The 15,583-nt window shown below is 71.6% G+C and carries 12 protein-coding genes and 2 pseudogenes; 6 read left to right on the top strand and 8 right to left on the bottom strand.

The window, feature by feature from the left end; translation table 11 throughout:
- Positions 1–493: 493 nt before the first annotated feature.
- Positions 494–1,432, bottom strand: a complete 939-nt coding sequence (locus JW592_RS01800) for an alpha/beta fold hydrolase (protein WP_209263017.1) — start codon at positions 1,430–1,432, stop codon at positions 494–496.
- Between the two features lie 214 nt (positions 1,433–1,646).
- Between JW592_RS01800 and JW592_RS01795 the strand changes: the two genes are divergently transcribed.
- Together JW592_RS01795 and JW592_RS01790 are read left to right on the top strand one after the other, a co-directional pair.
- A complete protein-coding gene (locus JW592_RS01795; protein ID WP_209263016.1) occupies positions 1,647–2,231 on the top strand; it encodes a TetR/AcrR family transcriptional regulator in 585 nt (194 codons plus the stop codon).
- Between the two features lie 165 nt (positions 2,232–2,396).
- Positions 2,397–3,062 carry a DUF5701 family protein gene (locus JW592_RS01790; protein ID WP_372446436.1) on the top strand — a complete coding sequence of 222 codons (666 nt, stop codon included), beginning with the start codon at positions 2,397–2,399 and terminating at the stop codon, positions 3,060–3,062.
- 162 nt (positions 3,063–3,224) lie between these two features.
- On the opposite strand, the gene JW592_RS01785 is transcribed toward JW592_RS01790, so the two are convergent.
- The gene (locus JW592_RS01785; protein WP_209263014.1) at positions 3,225–4,121 is read right to left on the bottom strand and encodes an NAD(P)H-binding protein; all 897 of its coding nucleotides are present in this window, start codon (positions 4,119–4,121) and stop codon (positions 3,225–3,227) included.
- A gap of 69 nt (positions 4,122–4,190) precedes the next feature.
- Between JW592_RS01785 and JW592_RS01780 the strand changes: the two genes are divergently transcribed.
- On the top strand, positions 4,191–5,018 hold the full coding sequence (locus tag JW592_RS01780; protein WP_209263013.1) for a LysR family transcriptional regulator: 828 nt from the start codon (positions 4,191–4,193) through the stop codon (positions 5,016–5,018).
- Between the two features lie 31 nt (positions 5,019–5,049).
- Here the strand turns inward: JW592_RS01780 and JW592_RS01775 are convergent, their stop codons facing one another.
- Entirely contained in the window at positions 5,050–6,000 is a 951-nt protein-coding gene (locus JW592_RS01775; RefSeq protein ID WP_229374981.1) for a helix-turn-helix transcriptional regulator, read from the bottom strand.
- A 62-nt stretch (positions 6,001–6,062) separates the two neighbouring features.
- On the opposite strand from JW592_RS01775, the gene JW592_RS01770 reads away from it, so the two are divergent.
- Positions 6,063–8,333: an ATP-binding cassette domain-containing protein gene (locus JW592_RS01770; protein WP_209263011.1), complete on the top strand. Its 2,271-nt coding sequence runs from the start codon at positions 6,063–6,065 to the stop codon at positions 8,331–8,333.
- A gap of 190 nt (positions 8,334–8,523) precedes the next feature.
- Here the strand turns inward: JW592_RS01770 and JW592_RS01765 are convergent, their stop codons facing one another.
- Positions 8,524–8,739, bottom strand: coding sequence for an EF-hand domain-containing protein (locus JW592_RS01765; RefSeq protein WP_209263010.1), 216 nt, complete (start codon positions 8,737–8,739; stop codon positions 8,524–8,526).
- Between the two features lie 200 nt (positions 8,740–8,939).
- On the opposite strand from JW592_RS01765, the pseudogene JW592_RS01760 reads away from it, so the two are divergent.
- Positions 8,940–9,077, top strand: a pseudogene (locus JW592_RS01760) (nitroreductase family deazaflavin-dependent oxidoreductase); the annotation flags it as partial.
- 23 nt (positions 9,078–9,100) lie between these two features.
- Entirely contained in the window at positions 9,101–9,745 is a 645-nt protein-coding gene (locus JW592_RS01755) for an HD domain-containing protein (RefSeq protein WP_209263009.1), read from the top strand.
- A gap of 54 nt (positions 9,746–9,799) precedes the next feature.
- Here the strand turns inward: JW592_RS01755 and JW592_RS01750 are convergent, their stop codons facing one another.
- The 4 genes and pseudogenes from JW592_RS01750 to JW592_RS01735 all read right to left on the bottom strand — a co-directional run bounded on the left by JW592_RS01750 (position 9,800) and on the right by JW592_RS01735 (position 15,581).
- Positions 9,800–10,939: a pyridoxal-phosphate-dependent aminotransferase family protein gene (locus JW592_RS01750; RefSeq protein ID WP_209263008.1), complete on the bottom strand. Its 1,140-nt coding sequence runs from the start codon at positions 10,937–10,939 to the stop codon at positions 9,800–9,802.
- An 88-nt stretch (positions 10,940–11,027) separates the two neighbouring features.
- Positions 11,028–13,112 (bottom strand): SpoIIE family protein phosphatase, encoded by a 2,085-nt coding sequence (locus JW592_RS01745; protein WP_307805254.1) that lies wholly within the window; start codon positions 13,110–13,112, stop codon positions 11,028–11,030.
- Positions 13,113–13,287: 175 nt separating this feature from the next.
- Positions 13,288–14,325 (bottom strand): annotated as a pseudogene (locus tag JW592_RS01740) (N-acetylglucosamine kinase); the annotation flags it as partial.
- Positions 14,316–15,581, bottom strand: coding sequence for a 6-phospho-beta-glucosidase (locus tag JW592_RS01735; RefSeq protein WP_209263005.1), 1,266 nt, complete (start codon positions 15,579–15,581; stop codon positions 14,316–14,318). The gene JW592_RS01735 and the pseudogene JW592_RS01740, both read right to left, overlap by 10 nt.
- Positions 15,582–15,583 lie beyond the last annotated feature (2 nt).

Below are 15,583 nucleotides of genomic sequence, written 5' to 3'. Positions count from 1 at the left end.
GACTCATGCTGGGAGAATGCTGAGTAACGAGCCCACATCTTGGTCCTGACCTGCGGCCGCACCAAATTGGGGAACGTTGATCAGCATCTTCATGTGTACCTCCACGCGAGGGTAGCGGCTGCCGCTGTGACCAGTATCTTTGCAGCTCGCAACAGGTTGGCGGTGGATCGAGGGGGTGTTGATCTCGGCGCTTCGTGGCGCCTCGGGGCAGGGACTGTCGGGGCTGATGCCGAGTTGTTGCCGAGTTGCCTGACGGCGCGCCAGTCGAACTTCTGATCGCCATCGTCCGTCTCGGACAGTCTCTCGCGTAGGGCGTGGGCCGTCACGCACCTGATACGCACGTGAGCCCTCGGGGTCGTGTTGCCCCCGGGGAGCCACCGCCGCGTCTGGCGTCCAGCGATGCCGGGACCTCCGTGGGGCACACCGAGTCAGCCCTTCGTGGACCGGGTTTCGCGCGGCCTTGGGCGGCGCAGGAGAGCAGGTCCGAACCGTGTCAGTCGTCGTCGGCGACGAAGTCTGCTATCGCGGCAGCGACAGCTTCGGGCTGCTCGTCGGGGATGAAGTGTCCAGCGTCGGGCACGACGACGCGGGTGGTGTTTTCGGCCCATGGGCTGATGGAGGCGGCCATGTCCGGAATGGAGCCGCTGCTGCTGGAGATTCCGAGGATGGGCACGGTCAGGTGCCGCCGCTTGAGGGCCTCGCGGTTCTTGCGCGCCGATTCCGCGGCGTCCCGGTAGTACGCGAGAGAGGCGCGCAAGCCGCCGTCGACGGCGATGGCTGCCGCGTAGTGGTCGATCTCGGCGTCGTCGAACGTGTCGGGAGACAGGGTCTTCGCCTTCAGGAACCAGCCGACGTACTCGCGTTCGCGGCCGGCAAGCAGCGTCTCGGGCAGGTCGGGCACGATGTGGAACGCGAAATGCCAGGTCTTCCACGCTCGGTCCGGGTCGGTGGGAATCGTCTCCGGGAGGGTGATACCGGGGATCCCGGCGTCGAGCAGAGCGACACCGCGCAGGTGGCTCTCGAAGTTGAGGGCGAGGGAGAAACCGACCCAGGCGCCGATGTCGTGGGCGACCAGGGAGTAAGTCGACACTCCCAGAGCCTGCACGGCGGTGTGGACGTGCGCGGCGACCACGTGCGTGTCGTAGCTGCGCTCCGGATGCTCGGAGTGGCCCTGACCCGGCAGGTCGATCGCGATGACGCGGAACCGGTGGGTGAGGCTGGGCATCACCTTTCGCCAGGCCCACCAGGTTTGCGGGAATCCGGCGAGCAGGACGACGGCCGGGCCGCTCGGCTGTCCGCCTTCGACGGCATGAAGGCGGACGCCGTTCGCGTCGACCCAGCGGTGAGTGAATCCGGTCAGGTGCTGCAGGGGCAGGTCGCGGATGGGGTTGCTTTCGGAGATGTGCGGAGTGCTGGTTGCTGGGCCGGCCACGGGAGTCCTCCGTCGGTGTCAGGGGTGCGGTTGGGACGGTGTGGCTGACGGCGGCGGCTGGAACCACGTGGCGTGTCGCTCGCGCGTGCGAAGTGCGCGGTATGCCCGGCCATGGCCACGCTCGAAGGCTAACACAATCTTGAACTGACTGGTTCAAGATAGAATGGTGCGCAGCACAGTCCGAACCATCGACGCATCGGCAAGGAAGTACCGCGTGGCAGGCAAGAAGCAGTTCGACATGGACACGGCGCTCGACGCCGCGATGATCCAGTTCTGGCGCGACGGTTACGCCGACACCTCGTTGGACGATTTGTCGCGGGCGACCGGCCTGAACCGCAGTTCCATCTACTCCTCCCTCGGCGACAAGGACACGCTCTTCCTGCGCTGCCTGGATCGCTACGCCGCGCGCTATGGCGAGAAGTACGAGGCCGCACTGTCGTGTGCGGCCTCGGAACCCGTCGCCGCTGTCCGTGCGTTCTTCGACGTCACCCTCGAGCGCATCGCCGATCCCGAACTGCCAGATGGATGCCTGATTGCCCAGTCAGTCATGGCGATTCCGGCGCTGAGTCCGAGCGTCGCAGCGCACGCTGAGCAGAAGCTCGGCTTCCAGCGCGAGCGCCTGCGCGCCGCGCTGAAGGCCGGCCGACTGACCGACCAGGACGGCGAAGCCTTCGCTGTACACGCGGCGGCTGTGAACCAGTCGCTCGCCGTCATGAGCAGGGCCGGAGCGAGCCCGGCGGAGCTCCTGGCTGTCGTGGGCGTGACCGTTGACGCGCTGTCGCAGGCGGTGCGCGCCTGACGAAGCTGATGCGGCCGTGGGTGAAGCCCTCCCGCCTCACAAACGAGCACGGTTCGCGGCTGCGGATGATACGGCTGCCGGGGAATCTTCCGGGGGGCCGGCGCGTTGCCATGGGGCCCTGTACACCTCACCGCCCCTGGGAGCATTGTGCACGAAACGACGTCCGTGACCTCCACCGCTCTCCCCGCCCTCCCGTCCCTGAGCGCGCAGGCCGAGCGTCTGGTCGAGCTGGGTGTGCCCGAGATCGCCGGGCTGTCGGCCGCGGAGCTGCGTACGTTCGCCGCGGAAGCCGGAACACCGGGGGAGGGAGAACCCGCCCTGCTCGCCGTTCACCCGGACCGGGCGCCTGCCTCCGCCCTCGCGCCGCTGATCCGCCGCGACGCCAAGCCCGGCTTCGTCGTCACCGACATGCCCGACGTCGACCTGTTCACCCCGCTGGATACGGTCACGTTGCCCGACGCGCCGCTCTACCTCGTGGCCGGCCCCGACCGCGGCGACGAGATGGCCGATTGGAGCCCGAACGAAGCGCTGCCCGCTCTTGCCGAACAAGCCCGCACCCCACTGCTGCTCACCGAGGGCATCCACTGGGTGTTGCAGCAGCCGGCCGTCCTGGAGCGCAACCACTGCTTCATGACCATCGGCTCCCGGCTGCGCAAGGCCAACGGCACCCTGGACTCCCGCACTCCGGCGATCTGGATCAGCAACGGCACCGGGCGGGACGGCCGCGAACGCCGCGACGCCGCCAAGGTCGGCTGGTGCTGGGCGGGCAACCGGCACACCTGGCTGGGCTTCGCCTCCGCACGGGACCGCCGGGTCCGGGCAGCCGCCTGAACCGACCGGTGACTCGCGGACGGCGACCGGGGGCGGCCCCTTGGCCTCCCTCGGTCACGTCCGCACGGACACACCACTGTCCACGCCGGTACGCGGGAGACGGCGGTGCGCGACAGTCCCGCGGCCGACGGGAAGCGCCGACGACGAGAGCTGTCTCGCCACTCACGCCTGGGCCGCCGGCTTCAGGGCCTGTTCGCACCATGAGCGGAACGTCGTCGGGCTCGCGGTCTGCGGCGTGCGCTGCACACCGTCGTCGAGTCCGTCGTCCTTGGCGCGCATCATGTCGACGTAGCCTTCGACGAACGCCGCTGACATTCCGTGTCCGGTGAGCGCGGCGCGGAAGTCGTCGAGCGACTGCCGCTCGTAGCGGACGGGGCGGCCGAGGACCTCGGACATGATGTGCGCCATGTCGTTCGCCGACAGGTCCTCGGGGCCCAGCACGGGCACCTCGCCGGTCCCCGTCCACGACCGGTCGAGCAGCAGTCCGGCGGCGGCTGCGGCGATGTCCCGGGTGGCGGCCACAGGTGCTCTGCGGTCGGCGGTGACGGTGTCGGTGAACACGCCGTTGTCACGGATCGAAGCGGCCTGCCGCAGGAGGTTGTCCATGAAGCTCGGGTTCGCGAGCGCCCGGTAGGCCACGCCTGTGCTCGCTATGAGGTCGTCCATGGCCAGCGACGCGGTGACCAGTCCGGCGCGGCCGGCGACGGGTGTGCCCCGGCCGAGCGCCGAGACGCCGACGACATGCCCCACCTCGTGGGCCGTGAACGCCTTCGCGGCGGCGTGGGTGAACCCGGCGTAGGCGGCGTCCAGGCTCGGTGCCCGGGAGGCGGGCGGGACCAGCCAGAAGACGGCGTCGGCGCCCTCGAAGGCCCGGCCGACGACCTCGGCGTCGGCGTGCGAGCCGGTGACGACCTCGACACGGGCGCGGACCGGGTCGGGGAGCTTCCCGGGGTCACGGGCGATGACTCGCAGCTCTTCGCCGCGAGCGGCAGCCTCATCGAGCAGGATGTCCAGGAGCCGGCCGCCGATCTGGCCGGTCGGTGCGGTGATGACGATCATGTGTCGAGTCTCGCGGCGGCCCAACTGCGGCGTCCAATACCCTTCCTGGGCAATCGATACCTTGAGGACATGGATCTCGATCTGCGCAAGCTCCGCTACTTCGTCGCGGTGGCCGACCACCGGCACTTCGGCCGAGCCGCTGAACAGCTCTACATCGCCCGGCCGGTTCTCAGCCGCCAGATCAGGGCCTTCGAGCAGGAACTGGAGTGCACGCTGCTCGACCGGACCACCCGCAGCGTGGAGCTGACCGCCGCCGGGAAGCAGCTCTACGAGGAGGCGCAGGTGATCCTCGCGACCGTCGCCACGGCGGTGCGGCGCGTGCACGACGTCGACCGTGGCGTCCAACGGCTGGCCGTCGCCTTCTCGCCCGGGCTGCATGTGTCGGACGCCCTGCGGGCGTTCACCTCACGTCATCCAAAGGTCGAGACCGGGGTCGTCCCGGCGCGCTGGTGGGAGCAGGACGCGCCGCTGCGGGACGGCCGGGCCCAGGTCGGATATCTGCGGCGGCCGTTCGACGACACGGGGCTGCGCACCATACCCGTCGGCCACGAGCCCAGGGTCGCCTGTATGCCGACGACGCACCCGCTGGCGGCCCGCGGTCAGCTGACCCTCGCGGACCTCGAGGGGGTGCGGAAGCTCGACACACCGACCCGGCGTACGTCGTCCCTCGAAGAGAAGTTCGAACTTGTCGCCTCGGGGCACGGCATCGCGCTCGTCCCGCTGAGCGTCGCGCGCTCCTACTCACGCGCCGACCTCGTCCACCTCCCCGTCGTGGACGCTCCGGCGTTCGAGCGGTGTCTGGCCGTCCTCGCGGACCGGCGCGAGAAGCTGCTGCGCGACTTCCTCGAGATCGCCACCGCCACGCTGGGACGGCGAGGAGAACCGCGCGCCGGATGAGGGCGGCGGGCGCGCGCTGCCGGTGGCCGGGTCAGCCGCGGCCGAGGCGGGCGGCGAACTGCCCGAGCGCCGTGCGGAACTCCTCGGGCTCCTCGACGGTGAAGTCGGCGTCGAGAAAGGCGAGCCCCGGCAGCAGCCACTGCCAGGTGTCCAGCGCGAGCACGGCCCGGGTCCCGCCGTCTGCGGCCGCGGTGAGTTCGACGTCCTGCCGGGTGAACGCGTCGGCCACCTTCGCCATCGGCGCCTCGATGGTGAGCACCACGCGCCTCCGGTGCTTGTTGAGGCCCTCCCTGAGGTAGTCGAGGCCGGTGCCCGCAGGCAGCGGGCGCGGCGAGAACCTGCGACTCCGCGCCCGGAGTCCGGCGACGCGGTCGAGGCGGAAGACGCGCCAGTCCCCCTTGTCGACGTCCCAGCCCAGCAGGTACCAGCGCTGGTGCAGGTGGAGATGGCGATGCGGTTCGACCTGGCGAGTGGTGGCCTTCCCGCTCGCACCGAGGTAGTCGAAGGTGACGACACGCTCGTGCGCGATCGCCTCGGCGAGCTCGGTCATCGTCTCGGCGCTGGTGCTCGGCGCCGGCGTCGGCATCGTCTCCAGGCTGGCGCGCAGCGCGGCCACCCGGGGACGCAGCCGCTTGGGCAGGAACTGGTCGACCTTGCCGTAGGCGCGCAGCGCCGCCTCGTCGATGCTGCCCTCGCGCGCGCTGCCGGTCGCGCCGAGCGCGGCCAGACCCAGCAGGGTCGCGACCGCCTCGTCGTCGTCGAGCAGCAGCGGTGGCATGGCACGCCCGGCCGCGAGCCGGTAGTAGCCGCCCGGCCCCGGCTGGGTCTCGACCGGATATCCGTGGCCGCGCAGCCGGCTGATGTCGCGCCGCAGCGTGCGCGGCGGAACGTCCATCCGGGCCGCCAGTTCCTCACCCGTGAACCTCTTGCCCGTCTGCAGCACCGCCAGCAGCGCGAGAATCCGGTGCATGACGTCGGCCATGCCCACAGTCTCGCAGGGATCGAGGCCATTTTCCGGCCACATCCTGCCCTACGGTCCCGACCATGCCGCAGCACAGCATCCGAATCCGGGGAGCCCGTACCAACAACTTGCAGCACCTCGATGTCGATGTGCCCAGGGCGCACATCGTGGTGTTCGTCGGAGTGTCCGGCTCGGGAAAGTCGTCGTTGGTCTTCGACACGATCGCCGCCGAGGCCGGCTACCAGCTCAACGAGACGTACCCGCCCTATGTCCGCAACCGTCTGCCGAAGTGGGGCCGTCCGGACGTCGGCCACATCGACGGCCTCTCGCCGGTCGTGGTCGTCGACCAGCGACGGCTGGGCGGGAACGCCCGCTCGACCGTGGGCACCAGCACCGACAGCTGGACCTTGCTGAGGCTCCTGTTCTCCCGGCTGAGCACCCCGCACGTCGGCGAGTCCACCTGCTTCTCCTTCAACGACCCGGCCGGCATGTGTCCCACCTGCTCGGGCCTGGGCGAGGTGGTGGCCGGCGCCGCCGACCGGTTCCTGGACATGGACAAGTCGCTGAGCGAGGGCGCCGTCCTGCTGCCCGGGTTCGCCGCCGGCGGCTACTGGTACGCCAACTTCGCCGACATCGGGATCTTCCGCCTCGATACGCCGCTGCGCCACTGGAGCCGGAGCGAGCTGGACGCGCTGCTGTACGGCACCGCGGCCGCGGGGACGCCGGCCGACAGGCTCCCCACGGGCTACGAGGGCGTGGTCGAGCGCTTCGAGCGCATCTACCTGCGTGGCTCCGAGGCCATGTCCGAGCGCAAGAAGGAGACGGTCACCAGGTTCACCCGCTCCCAGGTGTGCCCGGACTGCCGAGGGGACCGGCTGAACGAAGCGAGCCGCACCGCGACGGTGCTCGGCCGCACCATCGGTGAGATGGCGCGGATGGAGGCCGGCGAACTCGTGGAGCTGGTGTCAGGGGTGACCGACCCCAGCGTGGTACCGGTCGTCTCGGCGCTGACCGACCGGCTCCGGGCGATGGTCGGCATCGGACTCGGCTACCTCCACCTCGGCCGCAGCACCGCGACGCTCTCCGGCGGCGAGTCCCAGCGGATCAAGACCCTCCGGCACCTGGGCAGCAGCCTGACCGAGATGATCTACCTCTTCGACGAGCCGACCGTCGGACTGCACCCGCACGACGTCTCCGCCATGACCGAGCTGCTCGAACAGCTGCGGGACAAGGGCAACTGCGTCCTGGTCGTCGAGCACGACCCCGCCGTCATGGCCATCGCCGACCAGGTCATCGAGATCGGGCCCGGCGCCGGTGAACAGGGGGGCAGGCTGGTCTACCAGGGCACCTTCGAGGGACTGGGCCGGGCCGGCACCGCCACGGCGGCCGCACTCGCCCGGCACCGGCCCGTCAAGGACCGGCCGCGGACGCCGCTGGGGCACATCACCCTCGCCGACGCCACGCGGAACAACCTCGCACACGTCACCGCTGACATCCCTACGGGCGTGATGACGGTGCTCACCGGGGTGGCCGGGTCGGGGAAGACCAGTCTCGCGGGCGAACTCATCGACCAGCACGGCGCCGTGGTGATCGACCAGAAACCGGTCAGCACCAACCGCCGCTCCACCCCCGTCACCTACACCGGTATCGCCGCCCTCGTCCGCAAGCTGTTCGCCCGGCACAACGGGGTCTCCGCGAGCCTGTTCAGCTCCAACTCCGAGGGCGGCTGCCCGGACTGCAAGGGGCTCGGCGTCGTCCGCACCGACCTCGCCTTCATGGAGGACCAGGAGACGGTCTGCGAAACCTGCCAGGGACGCCGGTTCACCCCCGAGGTCCTGCGCTACACCGTCGACGGGCTGTCCATCGCCGACGTCGACGCCCTCACCATCAGCGAGGCCATCGACCGGCTCGGGGACCGGGCGATCGTGAGAGCTCTGCGCCACCTGGACGAGGTTGGTCTGGGATACCTCAGGCTCGGCCAGCCGTTGACGACCCTCTCCGGGGGTGAGTGCCAGCGTGTGAAGATCGCCAGGGAGCTTCGCGACTCCGTCGGCCCGGCCCTCTACGTCCTCGACGAGCCCACCACCGGGCTGCATCTGCAGGACGTCGACATCCTGCTCGGCCTCCTCGACGGCCTGGTGGACCGCGGGCACACCGTCGTACTGATCGAGCACAACCTCGATGTCATCCGGCGAGCCGACTGGATGATCGATCTGGGCCCCGGCCCGGGCCGGTACGGCGGACGGATCCTCTACCAGGGCCCCGTCGCCGGTATCACCGGCACGGCCACCGCCGAGGCACTGCACGGGGACGGCCGCCACCGCATTCCGCGCCCGGACCGGCCGATTGACTGAAAAGGGGGCGGTGTCCGTCCGGCAGGCCCCTGGCGGTCACATGGCGGCCCAGGCCGGTGCCCGCGAGACGGCGGAACGGGTGCCGCGAGACGGCGGAAGAGCAAGGCGACAGCGGACGGCGAAGGCGGCCGCCAGCCCGGGCGGCCGCCTGGTCTCCGTAAGAGGGAGGCGTCGGGCAGGACGCCCGCCGTCAGAGGTCCTTGGCCTTCTCGAAGAACTCCTCGAAGGACAGGACACCGTCGCCGTTCGCATCCCGGGTCTTCACGATGGCCTCCGCGAGGCCCACGGTGTAGTGCCGGTCGCCCAGCTCCACCATGGCCTGCTGGAACTCGGTGGGGGTGACGTAGCCGTCACCGTCCCGATCGAACTTGTCAAAGGTCTTGCGTGCGTCCTCTATACGGGCCACGACAGCCTCTACCTCCGAGTGAATGTACCGGTCACGTGCCCGTCGGCACGCTCCCGGTCACGCTATCCTCGCCCCGCGCACGCGCCGCAGCCGCCCCTGACCCGGGGCCTGTGCGGTCCGGCGCCGCGTACGTGTACGTCCGCGCTCCCCGTGGTAAGCCGAGAAGGCCCGAGCAGATCCGACGAGGGGACGTACCCAGCATGCCGATCGACGGTGAGTACGAGCCGAGCCCCGAGCAGTGGGTGCGGGACCAGGTCGAGCTGTACGAGCGCTCCGGCGGTGTGGACGGCCCAGTACGGCAGGACATGACGGAGCGCCGGATCCCGGTCCTCGTGCTGGAGCCCATCCCGGGCGGGCACTGATGAGCCAGGCGCACGGTCCCGCGGGGGTGCGGGTGCCGGACTCCCAGCTGGCAGCTGAGGCCACCGAACTGGTGCGCGACACCACCAGCGACCTGCTCTACGACCACGCGCGCCGGGTGTACTTCTTCGGCAGCCTGCTGGGCCGGGCCCGCGGGATCGACTGCGACCCGGAACTGCTCTATGTGGCGGCGCTCTTCCACGACGTGGGGCTGGGGGAGGGCTTCCGTGACAGCGGGCGGCGCTTCGAGGTGGACGGTGCCGAGGAGGCCCGCCGCTTCCTCGAGGCCCGCCAGGTCGCCCGGGACCGCGTCCGGCGCGTGTGGACGGCCGTCGCACTGCACACCACCCCGGACGTCCCGGAGTTCATGGAGCCCGAGGTGGCGCTGCTGGCGGCCGGGGTGGACTACGACGTGCTCGGATCCGCGTACGACGAGATCGCGGCCGCCGACCGGGACGCGGTGGTCGCCGCGCACCCGCGCCCCGCGTTCAAACAGGGAATCCTGCGGGCGCTCGCGGACGGCGTGGAGCCCAGGCCGCAGACCACGTTCGGCACCGCGCAGGCCGACGTGCTCGCCCACTACGACCCGCACTTCCGGCGCGGCGACTTCGTGCGCATGGTCCTGGACTCCCCGTGGCCCGAGTGACCTGCTGACGACGGGCCGCGGGCCGGAGGCGCGGGCGAGGAACACAGTGGAGGATCAGGCCACCGCTGTGGCGTCCCAGGCCGCGCTCGCCGCTTCGAGAGCCTGGTCGCGGGCGGCTCCGGCGCCGGCCACGCCCAGCGTCTCCAGCCCGGCGGCCAGCGCCCGCAGCGAGTCCAGCACCACCGTGCGGCCGGCCGCCTGCCCGTAGTGGTTGACGCGCAGCATCTCGGCGGCCAGCGCACCCCCAGCGGCTTGCAGGGGCACTCCCGCTTCCGACTTGAGCGCCGCGGCCACCAGTTCGCGCGCGTCCACGCCCTCCGCCGGAACACGCAGTGTCGTCGCAGCCGGGGCGGCGTCCTGGTCCCGCACCACATACGGCGCGAGCCCAGGCAGCTGACGGGTGCCCGCTCGCAGCGCGGCCGACGCGGCGCGGTGCCGGTCGATCGACGCGTCAAGCCCCTCGGCGAGTACCCGGTCGACGGCCTGTTCCAGTGCCAGCATCTCCAACTGCGCCGGGGCGTGCGGCAACGCCGTCCGGCCGCTGTCCAGCCACCGTTCCTTCCAGTCGAGCAGCGAGAGGTAGGAGCGGCGCGGGGCCAGGTCGTTCGCGGCGATCCGCTCCCACGCCCGTGCGCTGACCGACACGGCCGACACCCCGGCCGGGCCCGCCAGCGCCTTCTGGCCACCGATGACGCACAGGTCGACACCCCAGTCGTCGGTCAGCAGCGGCTCGGCGCCCACCGAGGCGACCGCGTCCAGCATCAGCAGCGCCCCGTGCTCGCGCACCACCGCGCCGATCTGCGCCACCGGGTTGGTGTTGCCGGTCGCCGCCTCGGCGTGGACGAGGCTCACCAGCCCGGTCTCCGGGTGCTCCCGCAGGGCCCGGGCGACCTCGTCCGGTCCGACGGCGCCGCTGAACGGCGCGTTCAGCGTGACGACCTCGGCTCCGCAGGAGCGCAGCCAGCCGCCGAACGTCTCACCGTAGGGGCCGGTGACGATGTTCAGTGCCGTACTGCCGCGCGGCGCTGCCGAACGGATGCACGCCTCAAGGGGCAGTAGCGCCTCGCCCTGCATCGTCACGATGTCGCAGCGCGTCCGCAGCAACGAGGCGATCTTGTCCTCGATGGCGGCGAAGTGCTCCGCGCTCAGCGGAGGCAGATCCAGCAGGGACGGGTGCTCGGTGTTCGCAGTCACGGTCGCCTTCCAGCCATGACGGGCCGCATCCTGCCGCGGCCCCGTTACCGCCCGACCCTACGTGCGCGCCGATCGGGCTGTCGCAGGGCTACTCCGTGGGGCTCATCAGCAGCAGCGCCACGTCGTCGTGGTTCTCGGGGTTACGCAGCGCATCGAGGAGGTGGTCGCAGGTCTCCTCCAGGGAACGGGCGGAACCGGCGACGGGACGCAGCAGGTCCAGCAGGACGGCGAGCCGGTCCTCGATGTCGTCGTGCCGGGTCTCGATCAGTCCGTCGGTGTAGAGCACGAGCAGGTCGCCCGGGTTGAGGTCGACGGCGGCCGTGCCGTGCTCGCCGCCGCCGATGCCCAGCGGCGTCCCGGTGGGCACCTCGACCAGCCGGGGCTCGCCCCGGGTGGGGACGAGGACGGGCGGCAGGTGGCCGGCGGACGAGAGCAGGCACCGGTTGTTCCGGGGCTCGTAGACGGCGTAGAGACAGGTGGCGAAGTAGGGGTCCAGGCCCGTGGTGATCTGGTCCAGGTGGCGGAGCACGTCCGAGGGCGGCAGCGCCAGTTGGGTGAGCGTCTGGGTCGCGGTGCGCAGCCGGCCCATGGTGGCGGCCGCGTTGACGCCGCTGCCCATCACATCGCCGACGACCAGCGCTGTGCACTCCTCTTCCAGTTCGAGGACGTCGAACCAGTCGCCGCCGATCTCGCTGTGTGCCCCGGCCGGCTGGTAGCGGGAGGCGATGCGCAGCCGAGCCGAGGTGGTGGCAGGGGTCGGCAGCATGCTGCGCTGCAGTGTGAGGGCGATGCTGTGCTGCTGCCGGTAGAGCCGGGCGTTGTCGATGCACACGGCGGCGCGGCCGGCGAGTTCGCAGGCCAGGATGGTGTCGTCGTGGTCGAAGGGCTTGGGGTTCCGGCTGCGCTTGAGGTCCAGCGCTCCCAGCACCTCGCCGCGGGCGATCAGCGGGACCGCCAGATAGGAGTGGACGCCCGCGCGTGCCAGGAGCGCTGCGGCGTGCTCGTCGCGGGCGATCTTGCGCAGGTCCTCGGGCTGGACGGCAGGTACGACGACCGGTTGCCCCAGGGCAACACAGCGGGTGACCAGCCGCTCGGCGCTGTAGTGCGCGACCTCGCCCGTCGGGTCGGCCGCCTCGGCCGCGACGGTGGGGTACGCGGTGGCCAGTGCCAGTGCGCGGAAGGCGGCGGTCTCCTCCTGCGGGATGCGGACGGGGTGGTCGCGTACGGCGGCGTCGAGCACGTCCACCGCGGCGACGTCGGCCAGCTCGGGTACGGCGATCTCGGCGAGCTCGTGCGCCGTCTGTTCCAGGTCGAGTGTGGTGCCGATGCGTACCGATGCCTCGGCCAGGTGGGAGAGGTGCTGCCGGGCCTGCTCGGCCTGGATCGCCGCGCGGTGCCGCGCCGTGACGTCGGTGACCGCGACGGACAGCCCCAGCGGGCGTCCGCCCGCGTCGTCGAGCCGGTAGATGGACACCGACCAGGCGTGGCCCCTGCCCATCGGGGTCTCGCCGCCCAGCACCTCCCGGTCGAGGACCGGCTCGCCCGTCTCCAGGACCTGCCGCAGCGCCGCCTCGGAGTCCCTGGCGTGGCCCGGGGGCAGGACGTCGTGGACGGTTCTGCCCAGGTGCCCCTCCTCGCCGACCCCGTCGAGGCGGCTCAGGGCGGGGTTGACGGAGACATAGCGCAGGTCGGTGTCCATGACCGCGATGCCCATGGGGGACTGCTGGATCAGCAGCGTGGAGAAGGCCAGGTCGCGCTCGACCTGGCGGAGCGCCGCCTGGTCCGTCACCAGCCCCAGCGCGTAGACGGCGCTCTGATCGTCGCGCAGCCGCATGTTGCGGAACTCGAAGGCGCGGACCTTGCCGTCCCTGCACTTGACGGGGAAGGTCCCCGCCCAGCTCTTTCCCTCCCGCATCACCTCGTCGAACAGCCTCAGGACGAGCTCGATGTATTCGTCCGGCACGAGCAGCGGGGCCGCGTACCGGCCCAGCGCCTCCTGCGCCGAGTACCCGAACAGCTGCTCGGCCTGCGGGCTCCACAGGACGATCCGTCCCCGATCGTCCAGCACCACCGCGCCGACTGTCAGCACATCCAGAAGCCCGCCGGGCGGGGAGAGGCTGACGCCCGGCGTCCCGTCGGCATCACCCTGGGGCGGCTCCTCGCTGTTCCTCACGACGGCGGCTACCTTCCTGGCCGGGGCCGTACCCTCCCATCCTCCCTCGCGGAGCCCCGGAGTGCCCATCGACGGGTCCGGGAGAGCCGCCCCGGGGACTCCCGGCGTCCGCCGGGTTCCGGGCGTCCGCCGGGTTTCCGGTGTCCGCCCGGCTCCGCGGCTCCGTCCGGGTCTCGAAGTAGCGGCGCGCCCGCTCGTGTGCGGTCACCGGGGTGCCGAGCGCGTCGAGTCCCAGCAGCGCCGCGCCCAGCACCGGACGGGCACGGACGACGCGCGGCACGGCGCGGGGGGCGCGCTGCGCGAGGAGCCGGGTGACGCGGTCGTCGAGGCGCGGACGGCCCGCCGCGAGGATGCCGCCGCCCAGCAGCACCGGAACCTCTTCCTCCAGCAGTTCCAGCCTGCGCAGCGCCACAACCGCCATGGTGACGACCTCCTCGGCCAGCCGCGCCACCAGCGAGTCCGCCACGGCATCGCCCCGGTCGGCCGCCTCGAACAGGACCGGCACCAGCTCCAGCCGCCGCGCGTGCGGAATACGGCCCAGATGCACGGCCTCGATCAGCGCGTACATCGAGTCCAGCCCGAAGTGCGCCGGCAGCGCAGTACGCAGCACGGTGGGCTCGCCGCGGCCGTCCTCGGCGCGGGCCGCGTGCCACAGCGCCTCCTCGCCCAGCCCCCCGCCGCCGCCCCAGTCACCGGAGAGCCGGCCGATGGCGGGGAAGCGCGCGGTGCGCCCGTCCGGCCGCAGGCCGACGCAGTTGATGCCGGCCCCGCACACGACCGCCACCCCACAGGGCGCCGCGTCACCGTCCTGCCGGGTCAGCCCGGTGCGCAGGACGGCGAAGGTGTCGTTGTGCACGGTGACCAGCCGGCCCCAGCCGCGCCCGGCCAGTGCGGCGGCCAGCTGTTCCTCCTCCACGGGCAGGTCGGCGTTGGCCAGGCAGGCCATCACCTGGTGGACGGGCGCCGGGCCCTGCCCTGTGCCGCCTGCCCGGTCGGCGCCGGCTGCAGCCCGGGCTCGCGCCACGGCCTCGGCCAGGACGTCGACGGCGGCGTCGATCCCCACCGCCGGAGGGCGGAAGCCACCGCCCCGCGCGGTGCCCAGCACGGTGCCGTCCGCGCCGAGCAGCGCGACGTCGGTCTTGCTGTTGCCCGCGTCGAGGGCGAGGAGGGCCGGTACGGGGTCCGGGCCGGAACGGGGTCTGCTCAGGCCCACGCCAGGTGCTCCTCGTTGTGTGCGAGGAGTTGGTCGGTCAGCTCTTCGGCGTAGCCGAACTGGCCGACGAGGGGATGGGCGAGCAGCGCCCGGAAGACGCGGTCCCTGCCGCCGTGCAGCGCGGCCCGCAGGGCCAGCTCCTCATAGGCGGTCACATGGGCGATCAGCCCGGTGAACTGCGGGTCGAGGGCTGGCACCGGCAGCGGATGTGCGCCGTCCCGGCCGATACGGGCCTGGGTCTCGATCACCGCTTCGTCGGGCAGGAAGGGCAGGGTTCCCCGGTTGAGGGTGTTGACCGCCTGATGGGTGCTGCCGCCCTCGCGCAGCAGCGAGGCGGCCAGGTCCACGGCGGCCTCCGAGTAGTAGGCGCCGCCGCGCCGGGCCAGCAGCTCGGGCTTGGTGTCCAGGCTCGGGTCGGCGTACATCTCGAGCAACCGCCTCTCCAGCGCCGCGACTTCCCGTGCGCGCGTGGGCTTGCCGCGCTGCGCTGACACCACTTCGTCGTGCGCGTAGTAGTAGCGCAGATAGTAGGACGGGACGACACCGAGGCGATCGACCAGGGCACGGGGCAGACGCAGGTCCCCGGCGACGGCCTCGCCGTGTTCGGCCAGCAGCTTCGGCAGCACGTCGGTGCCCTCCGGGCCGCCGAGCCGGACGCCCAGCTCCCAGGTGAGGTGGTTGAGGCCGACGTGCTCCAGGTGCACCTCATGAGGGGCGACGTCCAGCAGCGCGGCGAACTTCCGCTGGAAGCCGATCGCCACGTTGCACAGGCCCACCGCCTTGTGTCCGGCGTCGAGCAGCGCACGGGTGACGATGCCGACCGGATTGGTGAAGTCGATGATCCAGGCCCCCGGATTGGCGCGCCGGACCCGCTCGGCGATGTCCAGGACGACCGGTACGGTGCGCAGCGCCTTGGCCAGCCCGCCGGCGCCGGTGGTTTCCTGTCCTACGCAGCCGCACTCCAGCGGCCAGGTCTCGTCCTGCTCGCGCGCCGCCTGCCCGCCGACCCGCAGCTGGAGCAGCACGGCGTCGGCGCCGTCCACGCCGGCGTCCAGGTCGGCGGTTGTGGTGACGGTGCCGGGGTGGCCCTGTCTTGCGAAGATGCGCCGGGCCAGGCCGCCGACGAGCTCCAGCCGTTCGGTGGCGGGGTCGATCAGCGCCAGTTCGTCGATCGGCAGCACTTCGCGCAGCCGTGCGAAGCCGTCGACGAGTTCGGGGGTGTAGGTCGATCCTCCGCCGACCACTGCGAGCTTCATGT

It is taken from the genome of Streptomyces spirodelae (genome assembly GCF_017676385.1).
GTDB classification, from domain to species: domain Bacteria; phylum Actinomycetota; class Actinomycetes; order Streptomycetales; family Streptomycetaceae; genus Streptomyces; species Streptomyces spirodelae.
Note: the sequence above shows the minus strand (reverse complement) of the source record. Positions and strands in the feature narration are given on the sequence as shown.